Source organism: Serratia sp. 22264 (genome assembly GCF_052045345.1).
Classification (GTDB): Bacteria; Pseudomonadota; Gammaproteobacteria; order Enterobacterales; family Enterobacteriaceae; genus Serratia; species Serratia plymuthica.
The window spans coordinates 116,126-132,316 of record NZ_JBQEOY010000004.1 but is presented as its reverse complement, the minus strand read 5'-3'; the positions used below and the strand labels follow the sequence as shown (position 1 = coordinate 132,316).

Below are 16,191 nucleotides of genomic sequence, written 5' to 3'. Positions count from 1 at the left end.
TTCTGCGCGGCGTCTCGCATTCCGACAGAGAAAGCATTGCAGCAATGGACAACCGGCTGATTTAGCATTAAAACCGATAGACAGCTTATCGAGAGGAACCCGCATGACCAGCGCCATTGCCGAACAGCTTACCGAACGTTTCTTTCGTTATCTGGCGGTCACCAGCCAGAGCGATGCCGCCGTCAACGCCCTGCCCAGCACGCCCGGCCAGCATGATATGGCAAAGTTGCTGGCAGCCGAGTTGCGCCAACTGGGGCTGAAGGACGTGCAAATCGACGAGCACGCCACCGTGACCGCCCGCAAGCCCGGCAACCAACCCGGTGCGCCGCGCATCGGTTTTATTACCCATATCGATACCGTCGACGTCGGTCTGTCGGCGCACATACATCCTCAGCGCCTGCACTTTAGCGGCCAGGATCTCTGCCTGAACGCGGAGCACGACATTTGGCTGCGCACCGCCGAACATCCGGAGATCCAGGCCTATCCGAACGAAGACATTATTTTCAGCGACGGCACCAGCGTGCTCGGCGCCGATAACAAGGCGGCGGTTACTGTCGTTATGACGTTGCTGGCTAACCTGAGCGCCACAGACCGCCACGGCGACATTGTGGTGGCCTTTGTGCCGGATGAAGAGATCGGCCTGCGCGGTGCCAAAGCGCTGGATTTGGCGCGCTTTGACGTAGATTTCGCCTACACCATCGACTGCTGTGAACTGGGCGAAGTGGTTTATGAAAACTTCAATGCGGCGGCGGCGGAGATCCGTATCGAGGGCGTGACTGCGCACCCGATGTCGGCGAAGAACGTGCTGATCAACCCGATTCGCATCGCCACCGACATCATCAATCAGTTCGATATCCTGGATACCCCGGAACATACCGAGGGGCGCGAAGGCTATTTCTGGTTCAACGACATCACCGCCAACGCCAATCTCGCCACGCTAAAAGTGTCGATTCGCGATTTCGATCTGGTCGCTTTCAATGCGCGTAAAGCGCGTATTCAGGAAGTGGTGCGGCAGGTGGCGGCGAACTACCCGCGCGCCAGGGTGAGCTGCAGCGTTACGGATATCTACAGCAATATCAGCAATTCAATCGGTGAAGACAAGCGCGCCATCGAACTGATTTTCGGCGCCCTCGCCGCACACGGCATTCCGCCGAAGGTGATCCCGATGCGCGGCGGCACCGACGGCGCAGCGCTGTCCAGCCGTGGCGTGGTGACGCCGAACTACTTCACCGGCGCGCACAATTTCCATTCGCGTTTCGAGTTTCTGCCGGTCAGTTCCTTTGTGAAATCTTATCAGGTGACCCGCAGCATTTGTTTGCTGGCTGCGCGTGGTTAGAAAAGCGTTGGCCGCGCAGCAAAGCGCGGCCGGTGTCAGGCCAATAGCCAGCCGAGCAGCGCACCCCAGGCCAGCAATGGCAGCGAGTAGTAATGGAATTTCAGCCAGATCTTGCGCTCCCCCGCCATGCGCAACGCAATCAGGTTCGCCAGCGAGCCAATCGCCAGCCCAAAGCCCCCGGCGTTCACCGCATAGGCTACCAGTTGGCTGGAAGGCACGTAATTGAGCAGCAAAATGGTCGCCGGCACATTGCTGATGATCTGCGACAGCCCAATCCCCAATGCGTAAATGCCGCCGTCACCAAGCCGGGTGATATCGGCGAACCAGGGCTGAATCGCCTGCAATTGGGTAAACAAGCCGACGTCGATAAACATGGCGATAAAGACAAAAATCAGGCTCCAGTCGATCTGCAACAGCACCCGGCGCGCCAATAGCAAGAAACCGGCAAACACCGCCAACAGGCCGTACAGCGCCAAACCGACATCCAGACACAGCAGAAAAATCGCGTACAGTGCCACGCAGCTCAGCAACAGCGGCCGCTGATAGGGATAGCCCTCAGTATGCGGTGCCTTTACGATATCCCGCGCCGGGAAGCTGAACCAGGCCAGGACCAGCAGGCTGACCATCATCGCCGCGCCAAAGGGCGCCATCTGAATGATAAACCCCAGGAAAGAGAGCGACGACTTGCTCCACAGCAGAATGTTTTGCGGATTGCCGATCGGCGTTAACAGCGAGCCGGCGTTGACCGCCAGCGCCTGGAAGATAATCAGCCGACCGATCGGCAGCGAGGAAAGTTTTTTTAGCGTAATGGTCAACGGAATGGCGATAAACAACGCCACGTCATTGGTCAGGAACGAAGACAGCAGCGCGGCGGAAAACACCAAAAACAGCGCCAGCCACCGTTCACTGCGCAACGTGTTGATGATTTTACGGCCAACAAAATCAAAATAGCCGCTGACCTCAACGCCCTTGGTCAGCAGCATCAGCCCCAGCAGGGTAATAATGGTGCGCCAGTCGATAAAACCGGCTAATGCAGGCACCTGCTGCGGGTTTAGGGCGGCCATCACCACACCGGCCAACAGCAGGATATGCAGGAAACGATCTTTCAGGAACGGTTGGATCAGCCGGGCAGCGGCGTTTGAACTCATGGTCATCGCTTCAAAAATCAATCTGGAATAAGGAGCCAGACGTTAGCCCAAGCGCGGCGGCAATGCCAGCAAAATGCTATTTTACCTTTCTGCGCTTTTCATTTGCCGCGCTTTACTTTATTTGTAGCGCCTTTCTACGTTTCTAAGGATTTTTCATGGTCAACGCTATCGCCAAAGGGCTGTTGCTGAGCACCGCGCTCAGCCTGCTTGCCGCCTGTAACGATCAGGAAACCCGTTCGCAGATCGACCTCGAAGGCAAAACCATGGGCACCTTCTACAGCGTCAAAATCAGCGGTGACGTCAAGATCAGCAAGCCGTTGCTGCAACAGCAGGTCGACGCCTTGCTCGAACGGGCCAACGATGATATTTCCACCTACCGCCCCGCGTCGGTGCTGTCGCGCTTCAATCAATCGCACAGTACCGACCCGCAACCCATCCCGCGCGGGATGGCGGATATTATCCTGACGGCCCAGCGAATCGGCCGCGATACGCAGGGTGCGATGGATATTACCGTCGGCCCACTGGTGAATCTGTGGGGTTTTGGCCCGGACAAACGCGCAGTCAAGGTGCCGGAGCAGCAGCAGATTGAAGCCGCGCAAAAAAATATTGGCCTGCAGCATCTCAAATTGCTCAGCGACAGCCGTGGGGAGTGGCTGCAAAAAGATCTGCCGAACATGTATGTCGATCTCTCGACCCTGGGTGAAGGCTACGGCGTTGACCAGCTTGTTAAACTGATGGCGCGCAACGGCATCACCAACTATCTGGTGTCGGTCGGCGGCGCGGTGTCCTCACGCGGCGTCAACGGCCAGGGCAAGCCGTGGCGAGTGGCGATCCAAAAACCGACCGACAGGGAAAATGCGGTGCAGGCGCTGGTCGATCTGCAAGGCTACGGCATCAGTACCGCCGGCAGCTATCGCAACTACTTCGAACAGAATGGCCAGCGCTATTCGCACGTTATCGATCCCGTTACCGGCCGGCCCATTACCCACCGGCTGGTCTCCGCCACGGTGATAGCGTCAACCGCGCTGGAAGCGGACGGCTGGGATACCGGGTTGATGGTGCTGGGGACGGAAAAAGCGCTGAAGCTGGCGGAAGAAAAAGGGCTGGCGGTGTACCTGATCAGCAAAACCGATGACGGTTTCAACGCCGTGATGACGCCGCAGTTCAAAGCGTTTCTGGCGAAGTAGTCTTCGTTTCGTAAAAGCGGGACGCAGCACACTGCGCCCCGCTCCATCATCCTTTGCGATGCAACAATAAGTAGACCACCGGGACGACCAGCATCGACAACAACGGTGCACTGAGCATCCCGCCAATCATCGGGGCCGCAATGCGGCGCATCACTTCAGAGCCTGCGCCGTTGCCCCACATGATCGGTAATAGCCCAGCCATGATGGTAGCGACGGTCATCACTTTTGGCCGCACCCGTAATACCGCCCCCTCGGCGATGGCGTCCATCAGCTGTTTTCGGGTGAGCGGTTTCCCCGGCTGGCGGTGTTTTTCCAGCGCATGATTCAGGTACAGCACCATGATCACGCCAAATTCCGCCGCCACCCCCGCCAGTGCAATAAAGCCCACCGCCCCGGCCACCGAAAGGTTGTAGTTCAGCAGATACAGCAGCCACACGCCGCCTATTAGCGCAAACGGCAGCGTCGCCATGATCAACAGCGCATCACGCACGCTGCTGAAGGTAACAAACAGCAGCACGAAAATGATCGCCAACGTCACCGGCAGTACGATTTTCAATTGGGCGCTGGCACGTTCCAGATACTCAAACTGCCCGGACCAGCTCAACGACACGCCCGCCGGCAGCTTAACCTGCTGCGCGACCGCCCGTTGCATCTCTTCCACCGCCGATTTGAGATCCCGTCCGCGCAGATCGACATAAATCCAGTTGGAGAGCCGCGCGTTTTCACTTTTCAGCATCGGTGGCCCTTCCGTGACACGAATGTCCGCCAACATCGACAATGGCACCTGACCACCGCCGGCGGTCAACACCGGCAACGCCTGCAGTTGCTGCACCGAATCGCGCACCTCACGCGGGTAGCGCACATTGATCGGATAACGCGCCCGGCCTTCGACGGTTTCGCCAATGTTCTCTCCCCCCACCAAGGTCGCCACCATGGATTGCAGCTCTTTCACCGAAACGCCGTAGCGCGCGGCGCGTTGGCGATCGATATCAATGTCCACGTAACGGCCGCCGGTAATGCGCTCCGCCAGCGCCGAGGTGACACCCGGCACCTGTTTTACCACCTGCTCAATCTGCCCGGAAATCCGCTCGATGTCGGCCATGTTATTACCATTCACCTTGATGCCAACCGGGCTTTTTATCCCGGTGGCCAACATGTCCAGCCGATTGCGGATCGGCGGAACCCAAACATTGGCAATGCCCGGCACCTTGACCACCGCGTCCAGCTCCGCCACCAATTTATCCATGGTCATACCCGGCCGCCACTGGTCACGCGGCTTGAAACTAAGGGTGGTTTCCAGCATGGTCAACGGCGCGGGATCGGTCGCGCTCTCCGCCCGCCCCGCCTTGCCGAATACCGTCGCCACTTCCGGCACGATTTTGATCAGCCGGTCGGTCAGTTGCAGCAACCTGCTCGCCTCACGCGCCGACATGCCCGGTAATGACGATGGCATATAAAGCAGATCGCCTTCGTCAAGCTGCGGCATAAATTCGCTGCCCAATCGGCTAAGCGGATATGCCGTCAACAACAGCAATAAGCACGAAACCCCGAGCGTAGTTTTCGGCCACGCCAACACCGCCGCCAACACCGGTTGGTACAGGCGGATCAGCCAGCGGTTAATCGGGTTGGCATGCTCGTCGGGAATACGGCCACGAATAAAGTAGCCCATCAGCACCGGCACCAGCGTAATGCCCAGGCCAGCGGCCACCGCCATGGCGTAGGTTTTGGTGTAGGCCAGCGGGGAGAACATTCGCCCTTCCTGCGCCTGCAGGGTGAACACCGGAATGAAGGACAACGTGATAATCAGCAAACTGCAAAACAGCGCCGGCCCCACTTCCACCGCAGCCTGCTCTGAAATGCGCCAATAATCCGTCGACGTCGGCTGCTGCCCGGGATGGCGTTGCCGCCACTGCTCCAGCACCTTATGCATGTTCTCAATCATGACGATCGCCGCGTCCACCATGGCACCAATCGCGATAGCTATCCCGCCCAGCGACATGATATTGGCGTTGACGCCCTGATAATGCATGACCACAAAAGCACCAAGAATGCCCAGCGGCAGCGTGATCATCGCCACCAGCGCCGAACGGAAATGGAACAGGAACAAAGTGCAGACCAGGGCTACCACCAGAAACTCTTCCAGCAGCTTGTGGGACAGGGTTTCAATCGCGTGTTCGATCAGTTGCGAACGATCATACACAGTCACAATTTCCACACCGGGCGGCAAGGTCTGCTGAACTTCTTGCAGCTTCACCTTCAGCGCGTTAATGGTCTCCAGCGCATTTTTACCGTAGCGCATCACTACGATGCCGCCCGCCACTTCACCCTCGCCGTTCAGCTCAGCCACACCACGACGGATCTCCGGCCCTTCGCGCAACGTCGCCACTTGCGAAAGCAGGATCGGTACGCCGTCACGCACGGTAATCACCACGTTGGCAAAGTCACTCCGCTTTTTCAGGTAGCCCGAGGTCCGCACCATATATTCCGCTTCCCCCATCTCCAGCACTGCACCGCCGCCTTCCTGGTTGGCATCCTGAATGGCACTTACCACCTGTTGATGCGTGATATTCAGCGCGCGCAGGCTTGGCGGATCCAGTACCACCTGATACTGACGAACCATACCGCCGACGCTGGCCACTTCAGCCACGTTGGGGACGGTTTTCAGTTCAAATTTCAGCGTCCAGTCTTGTAGCGCGCGCAAGTCGGCCAGGCTATGTTTCCCGCTTTTATCCACCAGAGCATATTCGTAAACCCAGCCGACACCGGTGGCGTCCGGCCCCAGAGCTACTTTCACCTGCGCCGGCAGCGAGGATTGCACCTGGCTCAGCGCCTCCAACACCCGCGAGCGTGCCCAGTAAAGATCGGTGCCATCCTCAAACAGCACGTAGACGTAAGCGTCGCCAAACATGGAAAAACCACGCACCGTTTTGGCTCCCGGTACCGTAAGTAGCGTGGTGGTCAGCGGATAGGTAACCTGATCTTCAATCACTTGCGGTGCCTTGCCGGGGTAAGTGGCACGGACAATCACCTGTACGTCAGACAGGTCCGGCAATGCATCCAGCGGCGCTTTCTGCAATGCCCAGACACCCCATCCAGCCAACAACACCGAAGCCAGCAGCACCAATAGCCGGTTGCGCAGCGACCAACGGATCACGAAAGCAATCATAAATCGCCCCCATGCGCAGCGCTCGTCAGCACAATCTGACTGATATGCGAACCTTGGTCATCAACGGTAAAAGCGATTTTCACCCTGTCGCCAGGTTTGATGCCGGCCGGCAACCCCGCCGACGGCAGAGCAAAATCCATGGTCATCGCCGGCCACTGCAGCTCCGGCACGGGGCCGTGGGACAGTGTTATGGCGCTATCATTCAATGCCTCAACCACGCCTTCAGCCTGGTACTGTTTCAGCTCGGTTTGCGCCGCCATCTGCGGCAGGGCGCTGCGCATGCTGGCTTCGGAGTCGATCAGGAACTGGCCGGAAGTCACCACTTGTTGCCCGACGCTCAGCCCGCGTTTGATTTCCACCCAGCCATCCTGTGCACGCCCGGCCACCACCTCAACCGGCGTGAAATGCCCATTGCCTTCGGCGAGCAACACCCTATTGCGATCGCCGCTGCCGATCAGCGCCTCCTGCGGTATCGCCAACACCGGCTGACCGAGGGTGCTGTGCGACAGCGTGAGTTGCAGGTACATGCCCGGCCGAAGTTTTTGCTGAGGATTTTTCAGCAGGATGCGCGCTTTGAAGGTTCGGGTCAGCGGATCGACATTGGCCAGCAGTTCGCTCACCTCGCCTTCAAATCTTTCACCAGGCCAACTGGCGGAAGCCGCCTGCACCTTATCGCCCACTTTCAGCAATCCGGCCTGCGCCTGCGGATAATCGGCAACGATCCACACCGGATCGAGGCTGGCTATCTCAAACAGCCCCTGCGCGGCGGTGACCTGAGCGCCTTCCAGAATGTTGAGCTTATTCACAAACCCATTTCCCGGTGCCGTGATCTTGACGCGCGGCTCGGGTTTACCCGTGCGCTCCACCTGCCGAATCACCCCTTCGGGCATAAACAGCAGCTGCAACCGCTGGCGTGCGGCGGCGCTTAACGCGGTGTCTCCCAGTTGGCGTACCGCCAGATACTCCTGCTGCGCCGCACTCCAGTCGGGGATCCACAGTTGCGCCAAGGCTTCGCCCTTTTTCACCTGTTGCTGGCTGGCACGCACGTAGAGTTTTTCCACCAGCCCGTTGGCGCGGGCAGCGATAATCTGAACTCCACGTTCATCGGTCGCGACGCTGCCGAAAGCGCTGAGTTGCGGCGCCAGTTGGCGCAATTGCGCAGCTTCGGTGCGAACGCCCAGGTTCTGCTGTTGGCGGGCGCTGATGGTCACGCCGCCCTCGGGCTCTGCCTCATCGGCATAGCGCGGCACCAGTTGCATATCCATAAAAGGCGATTTACCCGGTTTGTCAAAACGCTGTCCCGGCATCATCGGGTCGTACCAATAAAGTACCTGTCGCTCACTCTTGGCGGCCGGCGCGGGCGCGTCTCCCCCCGCTGCACCAAACCAGTATCCCGCCAGCCCACTGCCGATCAGCGCCGCTAACAGCGCCAGCTTGAATTGTATTTTCATTGCATCGATTCCAGAGGGGTGAGATAGCGAATGGCGGCCCAAATCTGCGCCAGTTCCCTGGCGGCCTTACCGGCACTGAGGCGGCTGTCGAGAAGCGCCCGTCGCGCTTCCAGCACCGCAGACAGGTCGTTTTTACCGCTGCGATATTGCGCTAACAACAGGCTCACTCGCTGTTGCTGCAGGGGAATGACCTGACGTTGCTGGCGCTGCCACTGCGCCTGCGCTGCCTGATACTGCGCCAACAGCGTATCGAGTTGTGCCTGATGGTCACGGATCAACAGCGTCAACCGATCGTTGGCCTCCATGCTGCGGGAAACATCGGCGGCATAGTCCTTGTCCTGCCGCTGTGCGCGGAACAACGGCAAATCGACGGTAAACATCACCCCGGCCAGATCCTCGTAATCGTCGGCGCGCTTGCCGTAATACACCTCAACACCGACATCCGGTATTGCCGCCACCGCGGATTGAGCCGAGCGCGCTTTGGCAACGTCAGCCTCGCGGCTGGCTTGCAGCACTTCGGGATGCTGCCTGATGGCCTGCCGCAATACGTCGCTGTCGGCCGGTAAACGCTCAAAGCGCGGCATCGCCCCGGCAGTATCCGTTGCAGACAGGCCGGTCAGTTGCGCCAGGCGTGCCTGCGCGACAGCAACGTCACGCTGCGCCTCGCTGATGCGATCCTGCATGCTCAGCAGCGTCAGCCTGGCGTCCAGTACGCCGCTCGCAGGCGTTCCACCGCCGGCCACGGCAGCATGCTGAGTGGCGATCTGACGTTCACTCTCCGTCACCAGCGCTGAGGCATCACTCAAGGTTTGTCGGCTCAACGCCAACGCCAGCCACGCCTGCGCAGTTTGTTGCTGTAGACGAGCGCGAATGGTGGCGCTGCCTGCATCCGTCTGGCTGGCTTCGGCACGCAGGGTATCCGCTTTACGCTGACGTTTGGTGCCGCTGACGTAATCCTGCATGATGCCGATTCGTCCCATGGTCATGCCTTCGCGGGTAAAACGCTGGGCGTTACCGCCCTGCACCGGCACATTTTCAATGCCGAACTTCAGCTTGGGATCGGGCAACTGCATCGCCGAATCCGCCATGTTTTGCAAGGCGTTCACCTGATGCCGATTGGCGGATAACTCCGCCGAATAACCTTCGGCCGCCATCAATGACTGTTGCAGCGTCAGACCCGCCGCCAGGGTGGCCGGTGCCCAACAGGCAAGCAGCAGCCAGCCCACCCGCCAAGGGTGAGAAAGGATAATGGTCATAACGCCTCCGTTATGGTCGAGCAGCGGCGATGGCGATCAGCCGGTAACCGCCGTCGATCGGCAGGAAGCTGAAGTCAACCGCGGTACCCACCGGCAATGCGGCGAAGGAAGGCGCTGGAGGGAGCAGGAAACTCATGGACATTGGCGGCCAATCAAGCGCAGGAATGGCCTTGTGAGCGATGGACACCTTCCGCACATCCCAGGCTTTGATGATGCCCTGACTGTGGATTTCGACGGTCGGTTTGGCGGCAGGATCCTGCATCGCCCTATCGGCAGCGCTGGAGGTAAAGGCAAAAAACAGGGTGAACACTACGGCGACAAATACATTACGCATAACGGGTACTCCATAAAATAGTTAACAAACGCGGAAAACCGTCGGGGACGGCAAAGCGGTTGTCAGAGCTATTCACGGAACCGGCAGAAAACAATCTCTGCCGGCGGGCCTGTTATTGGCGGCGTTTGCCAGGTATTGGACGAGGTAGAACGTGACGGGAAAGGCGTAATGATGGCCAATTCGCCGCTGGTGGGCAAAGCAGCCAACGTCAGGTTGGTGTGATCCTGTTGGGCTGACTCAGGTACGCAGTGTTTCTCGCATAGCGGCTCTTGGGCTTGTATCTGCTGCTGCGACGGCACGCTGTTTTGCATATGCATCATATGCTGTGCCATCGGCGCTTCGCCGCTGAACTGCAGGTTGCAGTTATGGCTGGCCAACGCCAGCTGGGTATTCAACAACAGCCAGCTGACGACCCATAACCATGCACAGGCCCGCTTTTTAGCGAAGCGCAGACGGTGCATGGATAAGGATATGGACGTCAAAGCCGACATCAGATGATTCCAACGGATGAGATAGCGGGAGTATATCGACCCAGGGCAGGCGCAGGAATGGAATTTACACCCGCTGACAAAGCGGTATCCGTCAGCGAACCAGAAATAAAAATACCATGACTTCAATCAACTGGCGGCTCATCGCCCAAAGAAAAAGCCCAGCAATGGCTGAGCTTTTTACGGGGACATTCACCGACAGACGATTATTTGGTTAACGCAATAATACCCAGCGTCAGGCCGGCAACCGCCGCCGCACCACCGGCGATAGCGCCCGCGGTTTCCCAGTTATCCTGCGTCGTGCCCTTCATGCAGGTGTTGGTGTGCACCAAACGCCCCTGATCGTCATAAACCGGGACACAAGGTGACTCAGTCGCGCACCCCGCCAGAAACACTGACAGCAACCCAACCGCAATTAACTTTTTCATACTCATGCCTCAAGGTTCGATCACTCTGAAAACGCTACGCCGAGTGATAATCGCGTTATCGGGCTATTGTATGCGTAAAAGGCTGAACGAGGCGTTAATGATCCGTCAAAAGATGTAATTTGGGATAACTCTGAACGGGCAGCGACAGGCAGTAAAAAGCCCGCTGCGAAGCGGGCTTGATCAACTGGCATGGATTGCGGCTAAATTACTTTTGCAGCTTGCGCATGACCAGCGTGGCGTTGGTGCCACCGAAACCGAAGCTGTTGGACATCACGGTGGTCAGCTCGCGTTTGGTCGGCTGAGTCACGATGTTCATGCCAGCGGCTTTCTCGTCCAGGTTGTCGATGTTGATGCTCGGCGCGATAAAGCCGTGCTCAACCATCAGCAGGCTGTAGATCGCTTCCTGCACGCCCGCGGCACCCAGAGAGTGACCGGTCATGGCCTTGGTGGAAGAGATAGCCGGGGTATTGTCGCCAAACACTTCGCGAATGGCACCCAGTTCTTTCACGTCGCCCACCGGCGTGGAAGTGCCGTGCACGTTCATGTAATCGATTGGGGTATCCACGCCTTGCAGCGCCATCTTCATGCAACGTACTGCGCCTTCACCTGATGGAGCCACCATGTCGGCACCGTCGGAGGTCGCACCGTAGCCGATGATTTCCGCATAGATGTGCGCGCCGCGCGCCAGAGCGTGTTCCAGCTCCTCAACCACCACCATACCGCCGCCGCCGGCGATGACGAAACCGTCACGCGCTGCGTCATAAGTGCGGGAAGCTTTTTCCGGGGTTTCATTGTAGCTGGTGGACAGTGCGCCCATCGCATCGAACTCACAGGCCATTTCCCAGCACAGCTCTTCACCGCCGCCGGCAAAGACCACGTCCTGCTTGCCCAGTTGGATCAATTCCACCGCGTGACCGATGCAGTGTGCAGAGGTGGCGCAGGCAGAGCTGATGGAGTAGTTAACGCCACGAATTTTGAACGGGGTTGCCAGGCAAGCGGAAACGCCTGAAGCCATGGCCTTGGTCACCATATAAGGACCCACGCCGCGCAGGCCTTTGGCGCGCATGCCGTCGGAACCTGCAACCTGGTTGCGCGGAGAACCACCACCTGAGCCAACCACCAGACCGGTGCGATCGTTGGAAACCTGATCGGCAGCCAGGCCGGAATCCTTGATGGCTTCTTCCATGGAAAGATAGGCATAAACGGACGCGTCGCTCATAAAGCGCATCACTTTACGGTCGATCAGACCGGTAGTGTCCAATTTAACATCGCCCCATACGTGACTACGCATGCCGGAATCTTTCAGCTCCTGGGAGAAAGTGATCCCAGAACGTCCTTCCTGCAGGCTCGCCAGGACCTCCTGCTGGTTGTTACCAATGCTGGAGACGATTCCCAGGCCAGTAATCACTGCACGTTTCATTCAGTACCTCTTCCACAATTTTACATTCGGGATTTTGCATCGCACTTTAGCGTACAGATGTACGCCGAACAAGTCCGATCAGCGTTTTTCAGCTTTATTCTTATCCAGTTTGCGCCATTTCGCTAGCCCCGTTAGAATCCCGTCACCCCTTGAGTTACGAGCAACTAACCGTGAGCCACGCCCCGATCCAAACCGCAGCGTTATCCTGGAACGAACAGGGTACACCTGTTTCGAAACAGTTTGATGACGTCTACTTTTCTAATCAGGATGGGCTGGAAGAAACCCGTTACGTATTTCTCAAGGGCAACCGGCTGCCGCAGCGTTTTAGCGAGCACCCGCGCCCGCTGTTTATCGTCGCGGAAACCGGCTTTGGCACCGGGCTCAACTTTTTAACTCTGTGGCAGGCGTTTGCCGGTTTTCGTGCTGCAATGCAAGATGCCCCGCTGCAACGGCTGCATTTCATCAGTTTTGAAAAATTCCCGCTGTTGCACGCCGATCTGGCGGCCGCGCACGCACGCTGGCCGGAACTGGCCCCCTATGCCGATGAGCTCCGCGCTCAATGGCCGCTACCGTTACCGGGCTGCCACCGCCTGCTGCTGGCTCAGGGCCGCATTACGCTGGATCTGTGGTTCGGCGACGTCAACGCGCTGCTGCCGCACTTTGACCCCAGCATGAATCATCAGGTCGACGCTTGGTTCCTCGATGGTTTTGCGCCGGCGAAAAACCCGGATATGTGGACTGAGCAGCTGTTCGCCGCCATGGCGCGTTTCGCCCGGCCGGGAGGTACCTTAGCCACCTTTACCGCCGCAGGTTTTGTACGGCGCGGGTTGCAACAGGCGGGTTTTGAGGTAACAAAGAGCAAAGGTTTCGGTCAAAAACGCGAAATGCTGATCGGCGAGTTACCCGCCAATGCGCCGGCCTTGCCGCATCCCGCGCCCTGGTTCCTGCGCCCGGAGGCGGAAAACACTGACGATATCGCCATCATCGGCGGCGGCGTCGCCAGCGCGCTTATCGCTCTCGCCCTGCTGCGGCGTGGCGCGAAAGTGACGTTATACTGCGCCGATCCGCAACCGGCCGAAGGTGCATCGGGTAACCGTCAGGGTGCGCTCTATCCGTTGCTGAACGGCCGCGGGGACGCGCTGGAAACCTTTTTCAGCGCCGCCTTCCCGTTTGCCCGCCGCCAGTACGATGCGCTGTTGCAACAAGGCGTGGCATTCGATCATCAATGGTGCGGCGTCAGCCAATTGGCCTTTGATGAGAAAAGTGCCGGGAAAATTGCCAAGATAGTGGCGGTTGAATGGCCTTCGGCGCTGGCGGCACAGGCCGATCGCGCTACGCTCAGCGCACTGTGCGGCGTAGACAGCGGTTTTGGCGGCGTCAGCTACCCGCAAGGCGGTTGGCTATGCCCGGCTGAGCTGACGCGGGGCGCCATTGCGTTGGCGCAACGTCAGGGGATGCATTGCCATTACGAGTATGACCTAAACAACCTCATACACACAGACGGCAATTGGCAGCTCGGCTTCGGCAATGGCGAAACCCGCCGGCATGCCACGGTCATTCTGGCCAATGGCCACCGCCTTTCCGACCTGGCGCAAAGTGAAGCGCTGCCGGTATACGCGGTACGCGGCCAGGTTTCCCATATTCCTACCACCCCGGTGCTGAGCGAATTGAAGCAGGTGCTGTGCTACGACGGCTACCTGACACCAGTCAATGCTCATAATCAACAGCACTGTATCGGCGCCAGTTACCAGCGCGGCGATACCGCCACTGAATACCGCGAGGAAGAGCAGCAGGATAACCGAGCGCGTCTGTTGCGCTGCCTACCGGAACAAGCATGGCCGCGAGAGGTGGACGTCAGCGCGCACCATGCCCGCTGCGGCGTGCGCTGCGCTACCCGCGATCACCTGCCGATGATTGGCGCAGTGCCGGACTATCAGGCTACGCTGACGCAGTATCAGGATTTGCAACGCCACCGTCAGCTTGGCGAAACCGTGGCAGACGCCCCGCTTTATCCCAACCTGTTTGTTCTTGGCGCCCTGGGTTCGCGCGGGCTGTGTTCGGCACCGCTGGCGGCAGAGATCCTGGCGGCGCAGCTGTTTGGCGAACCCTTGCCGGGCGACGCGGAGATGCTGGCGGCGTTGAATCCGAACCGGATGTGGGTGAGAAAATTGCTAAAGGGGCGTGCGGTTTAATGCAGAAGTTGCAGGGCGCTTTTGAAGCGCCCTGTGATGGGCATCAGGGGGTCGGCAATGCGGTCTGGTACAGATTTTCCCACATGCCGCGCACCAAAATCTGGTCCGGTGGCGACAACTCGCCGGCGGTGATGGCTTTATGCAGGCTATTTTCCACCCGCGCTTTCAGTGCTTCGGCGGTGTGCTCGTCGTGCTCTTCCGCCTCAGCCACCGCCAGCGTCAGATGACCGCGCAGGTAGCCACCGGCAAACAGTTCATCATCGCTGGCGTGCTCTACCATGTCATCAATCAGCGCCAGAATGCGCGCTTCAAATTCTGCGATCATCAAATTTCCTCTTTAAATAGCAAGCTGTGGCGCTAACAGAAATCTTCCGGATAGGGAAAATGCCCGGCGGCCAGCGGGGGCGTATTGTAGAACGATTGTAACGCCTGAATAAAGCGCGCAGGTCTTGTGGGTATTCCCTGTTCCAGCAGCGATAACACCCGGTCGCGCACCTTGCGCTGGAAGGCGATACGATCCGGCTCGCAGTCGCCGTTCAGGTTGTCGCAGCTGACGTTGAACGGGAAACCGGCGGCCACGCAGAACATCCACTCCAGCGCCTGCGGTTTGATTTCTACCGCTTCGAATTCGCTTTGTGTTTGCGCATCGCGCCCGTCCGGGCAGTACCAGTAGCCGAAGTCCACCAATTTGCGACGCTCTTCACCGGCAATGCACCAGTGCGAGATCTCATGCAGGCCGCTGGCATAAAAACCGTGGGCAAAAACGATGCGGTGGTACGGCAACGCATCGTCGGCCGGCAGGTAGATCGGCTCATCATCGCCCTTGACCAGCCGCGTGTTGTAGTCTTCGCTAAAGCATTGATTAAATATATCAATCAATTGCGCGTATTGATGGGTAGTCTGTGTGTCTGACATAAATAAAAAACCCTATAACCACAAAAATAAAGTGGTAATTATTCCACTTTAGCGATCTTCCGGCATGCTAAATATGCAGCGCCAGCCACTGCTGGATTTCCGCGCCGTGGTTGTCGTACAGCAGTTTGCAGCTCATCACCAGCGAGACGATGACGATCATGGGCCGAATCAGCTTCTGCCCACGGGTCATCACCATATGTGCGCCCAGGCGTGCGCCGAGCACCTGCCCCATCAGCATCACCAGGCCAATGCCCCACACCACTTTACCGCCGATGATAAAAAACGTCAGGCCGCCAACGTTGGAGGTGAAGTTCAGCACCTTGGCGTGCGCGGTGGATTTGGCCAGATTGAAGCCGCACAACGTCACGTAGGCCAACGCATAGAACGAACCGGCGCCGGGGCCAAAGAAACCGTCGTAAAAACCGACGCAGCCACCGGCCACCAGCCCGAACGGCAACGCGCTCAGGCGGCGCTGACGATCGCTTTCCCCCAGACGCGGGGTCAGCAAAAAGTACAGACCGATGCCAATCACCAGCAGCGGCAGCATTTGTCGCAGCAGATCGGCGCGCATATGCTGCACCAGAATCGCCCCGGCGATGGAACCGATCAGCGCCAACAGGATCGTCAGTTTCTGATCGTTAAGATCCACCGCCCGCCGGCGGATAAAGTACAGGCTGGCGGAAAACGAACCGCCCACCGACTGCAACTTGTTGGTTGCCAGCGCCTGCGCCGGGGAAACCCCCACCGCCAGCAGCGCCGGCACGGTCAGCAGGCCGCCGCCTCCGGCAATGGAATCGATAAAACCCGCCAGCAACGCCACCACGAACAAAACCCCGAGCATCTCGGGGCCAACGACGAACCAATCCATTT

14 protein-coding genes are annotated in these 16,191 nt (G+C 58.7%); 3 read left to right on the top strand and 11 right to left on the bottom strand.

Features of this window, described 5'->3' with window-relative positions:
* Positions 1-103: 103 nt before the first annotated feature.
* Positions 104-1,336 (top strand): peptidase T, encoded by a 1,233-nt coding sequence (gene pepT / locus ACTJJ1_RS16420; protein WP_006326946.1) that lies wholly within the window; start codon positions 104-106, stop codon positions 1,334-1,336.
* Positions 1,337-1,371: 35 nt separating this feature from the next.
* On the opposite strand, the gene ACTJJ1_RS16415 is transcribed toward pepT, so the two are convergent.
* A complete protein-coding gene (locus ACTJJ1_RS16415) occupies positions 1,372-2,484 on the bottom strand; it encodes an SLC13 family permease (RefSeq protein ID WP_440834510.1) in 1,113 nt (370 codons plus the stop codon).
* Between the two features lie 155 nt (positions 2,485-2,639).
* On the opposite strand from ACTJJ1_RS16415, the gene apbE reads away from it, so the two are divergent.
* Positions 2,640-3,671: an FAD:protein FMN transferase ApbE gene (apbE, locus tag ACTJJ1_RS16410; RefSeq protein ID WP_440834508.1), complete on the top strand. Its 1,032-nt coding sequence runs from the start codon at positions 2,640-2,642 to the stop codon at positions 3,669-3,671.
* 46 nt (positions 3,672-3,717) lie between these two features.
* On the opposite strand, the gene ACTJJ1_RS16405 is transcribed toward apbE, so the two are convergent.
* From ACTJJ1_RS16405 to fabB, 7 genes are all read right to left on the bottom strand, one after another.
* Positions 3,718-6,837, bottom strand: a complete 3,120-nt coding sequence (locus ACTJJ1_RS16405; protein WP_440834506.1) for an efflux RND transporter permease subunit — start codon at positions 6,835-6,837, stop codon at positions 3,718-3,720.
* Positions 6,834-8,288 (bottom strand): efflux RND transporter periplasmic adaptor subunit, encoded by a 1,455-nt coding sequence (locus ACTJJ1_RS16400; RefSeq protein ID WP_440834504.1) that lies wholly within the window; start codon positions 8,286-8,288, stop codon positions 6,834-6,836. The genes ACTJJ1_RS16405 and ACTJJ1_RS16400 overlap by 4 nt, the downstream gene beginning before the upstream one ends.
* A complete protein-coding gene (locus ACTJJ1_RS16395; RefSeq protein WP_440834503.1) occupies positions 8,285-9,544 on the bottom strand; it encodes a TolC family protein in 1,260 nt (419 codons plus the stop codon). The genes ACTJJ1_RS16400 and ACTJJ1_RS16395 overlap by 4 nt, the downstream gene beginning before the upstream one ends.
* 10 nt (positions 9,545-9,554) lie before the next feature.
* The gene (locus ACTJJ1_RS16390; protein ID WP_440834501.1) at positions 9,555-9,878 is read right to left on the bottom strand and encodes a copper-binding protein; all 324 of its coding nucleotides are present in this window, start codon (positions 9,876-9,878) and stop codon (positions 9,555-9,557) included.
* A 68-nt stretch (positions 9,879-9,946) separates the two neighbouring features.
* Complete coding sequence (locus tag ACTJJ1_RS16385; protein ID WP_202290694.1) at positions 9,947-10,369, bottom strand: hypothetical protein; 423 nt, start codon at positions 10,367-10,369, stop codon at positions 9,947-9,949.
* Positions 10,370-10,572: 203 nt separating this feature from the next.
* Positions 10,573-10,794 carry a hypothetical protein gene (locus ACTJJ1_RS16380; protein WP_004947462.1) on the bottom strand — a complete coding sequence of 74 codons (222 nt, stop codon included), beginning with the start codon at positions 10,792-10,794 and terminating at the stop codon, positions 10,573-10,575.
* Between the two features lie 205 nt (positions 10,795-10,999).
* Positions 11,000-12,214 carry a beta-ketoacyl-ACP synthase I gene (gene fabB / locus ACTJJ1_RS16375; RefSeq protein ID WP_004947465.1) on the bottom strand — a complete coding sequence of 405 codons (1,215 nt, stop codon included), beginning with the start codon at positions 12,212-12,214 and terminating at the stop codon, positions 11,000-11,002.
* 170 nt (positions 12,215-12,384) lie between these two features.
* On the opposite strand from fabB, the gene mnmC reads away from it, so the two are divergent.
* Positions 12,385-14,406 (top strand): bifunctional tRNA (5-methylaminomethyl-2-thiouridine)(34)-methyltransferase MnmD/FAD-dependent 5-carboxymethylaminomethyl-2-thiouridine(34) oxidoreductase MnmC, encoded by a 2,022-nt coding sequence (mnmC, locus tag ACTJJ1_RS16370; RefSeq protein WP_440834497.1) that lies wholly within the window; start codon positions 12,385-12,387, stop codon positions 14,404-14,406.
* Positions 14,407-14,449: 43 nt separating this feature from the next.
* On the opposite strand, the gene ACTJJ1_RS16365 is transcribed toward mnmC, so the two are convergent.
* The 3 genes from ACTJJ1_RS16365 to ACTJJ1_RS16355 all read right to left on the bottom strand — a co-directional run bounded on the left by ACTJJ1_RS16365 (position 14,450) and on the right by ACTJJ1_RS16355 (position 16,189).
* Positions 14,450-14,731: a YfcL family protein gene (locus tag ACTJJ1_RS16365; protein WP_004947471.1), complete on the bottom strand. Its 282-nt coding sequence runs from the start codon at positions 14,729-14,731 to the stop codon at positions 14,450-14,452.
* A gap of 32 nt (positions 14,732-14,763) precedes the next feature.
* A complete protein-coding gene (locus ACTJJ1_RS16360) occupies positions 14,764-15,321 on the bottom strand; it encodes an elongation factor P hydroxylase (protein ID WP_004947474.1) in 558 nt (185 codons plus the stop codon).
* A 67-nt stretch (positions 15,322-15,388) separates the two neighbouring features.
* Positions 15,389-16,189, bottom strand: a complete 801-nt coding sequence (locus ACTJJ1_RS16355) for a sulfite exporter TauE/SafE family protein (protein ID WP_006326962.1) — start codon at positions 16,187-16,189, stop codon at positions 15,389-15,391.
* Positions 16,190-16,191: the final 2 nt, after the last annotated feature.

Coding starts and splice junctions, on each gene's coding strand:
- pepT (WP_006326946.1), top strand. CDS start 104: ATGACCAGCGCCATTGCCGAACAGCTTACCGAACGTTTCTTTCGTTAT.
- ACTJJ1_RS16415 (WP_440834510.1), bottom strand. CDS start 2,484: ATGAGTTCAAACGCCGCTGCCCGGCTGATCCAACCGTTCCTGAAAGAT.
- apbE (WP_440834508.1), top strand. CDS start 2,640: ATGGTCAACGCTATCGCCAAAGGGCTGTTGCTGAGCACCGCGCTCAGC.
- ACTJJ1_RS16405 (WP_440834506.1), bottom strand. CDS start 6,837: ATGATTGCTTTCGTGATCCGTTGGTCGCTGCGCAACCGGCTATTGGTG.
- ACTJJ1_RS16400 (WP_440834504.1), bottom strand. CDS start 8,288: ATGAAAATACAATTCAAGCTGGCGCTGTTAGCGGCGCTGATCGGCAGT.
- ACTJJ1_RS16395 (WP_440834503.1), bottom strand. CDS start 9,544: ATGACCATTATCCTTTCTCACCCTTGGCGGGTGGGCTGGCTGCTGCTT.
- ACTJJ1_RS16390 (WP_440834501.1), bottom strand. CDS start 9,878: ATGCGTAATGTATTTGTCGCCGTAGTGTTCACCCTGTTTTTTGCCTTT.
- ACTJJ1_RS16385 (WP_202290694.1), bottom strand. CDS start 10,369: ATGTCGGCTTTGACGTCCATATCCTTATCCATGCACCGTCTGCGCTTC.
- ACTJJ1_RS16380 (WP_004947462.1), bottom strand. CDS start 10,794: ATGAAAAAGTTAATTGCGGTTGGGTTGCTGTCAGTGTTTCTGGCGGGG.
- fabB (WP_004947465.1), bottom strand. CDS start 12,214: ATGAAACGTGCAGTGATTACTGGCCTGGGAATCGTCTCCAGCATTGGT.
- ACTJJ1_RS16365 (WP_004947471.1), bottom strand. CDS start 14,731: ATGATCGCAGAATTTGAAGCGCGCATTCTGGCGCTGATTGATGACATG.
- ACTJJ1_RS16360 (WP_004947474.1), bottom strand. CDS start 15,321: ATGTCAGACACACAGACTACCCATCAATACGCGCAATTGATTGATATA.
- ACTJJ1_RS16355 (WP_006326962.1), bottom strand. CDS start 16,189: ATGGATTGGTTCGTCGTTGGCCCCGAGATGCTCGGGGTTTTGTTCGTG.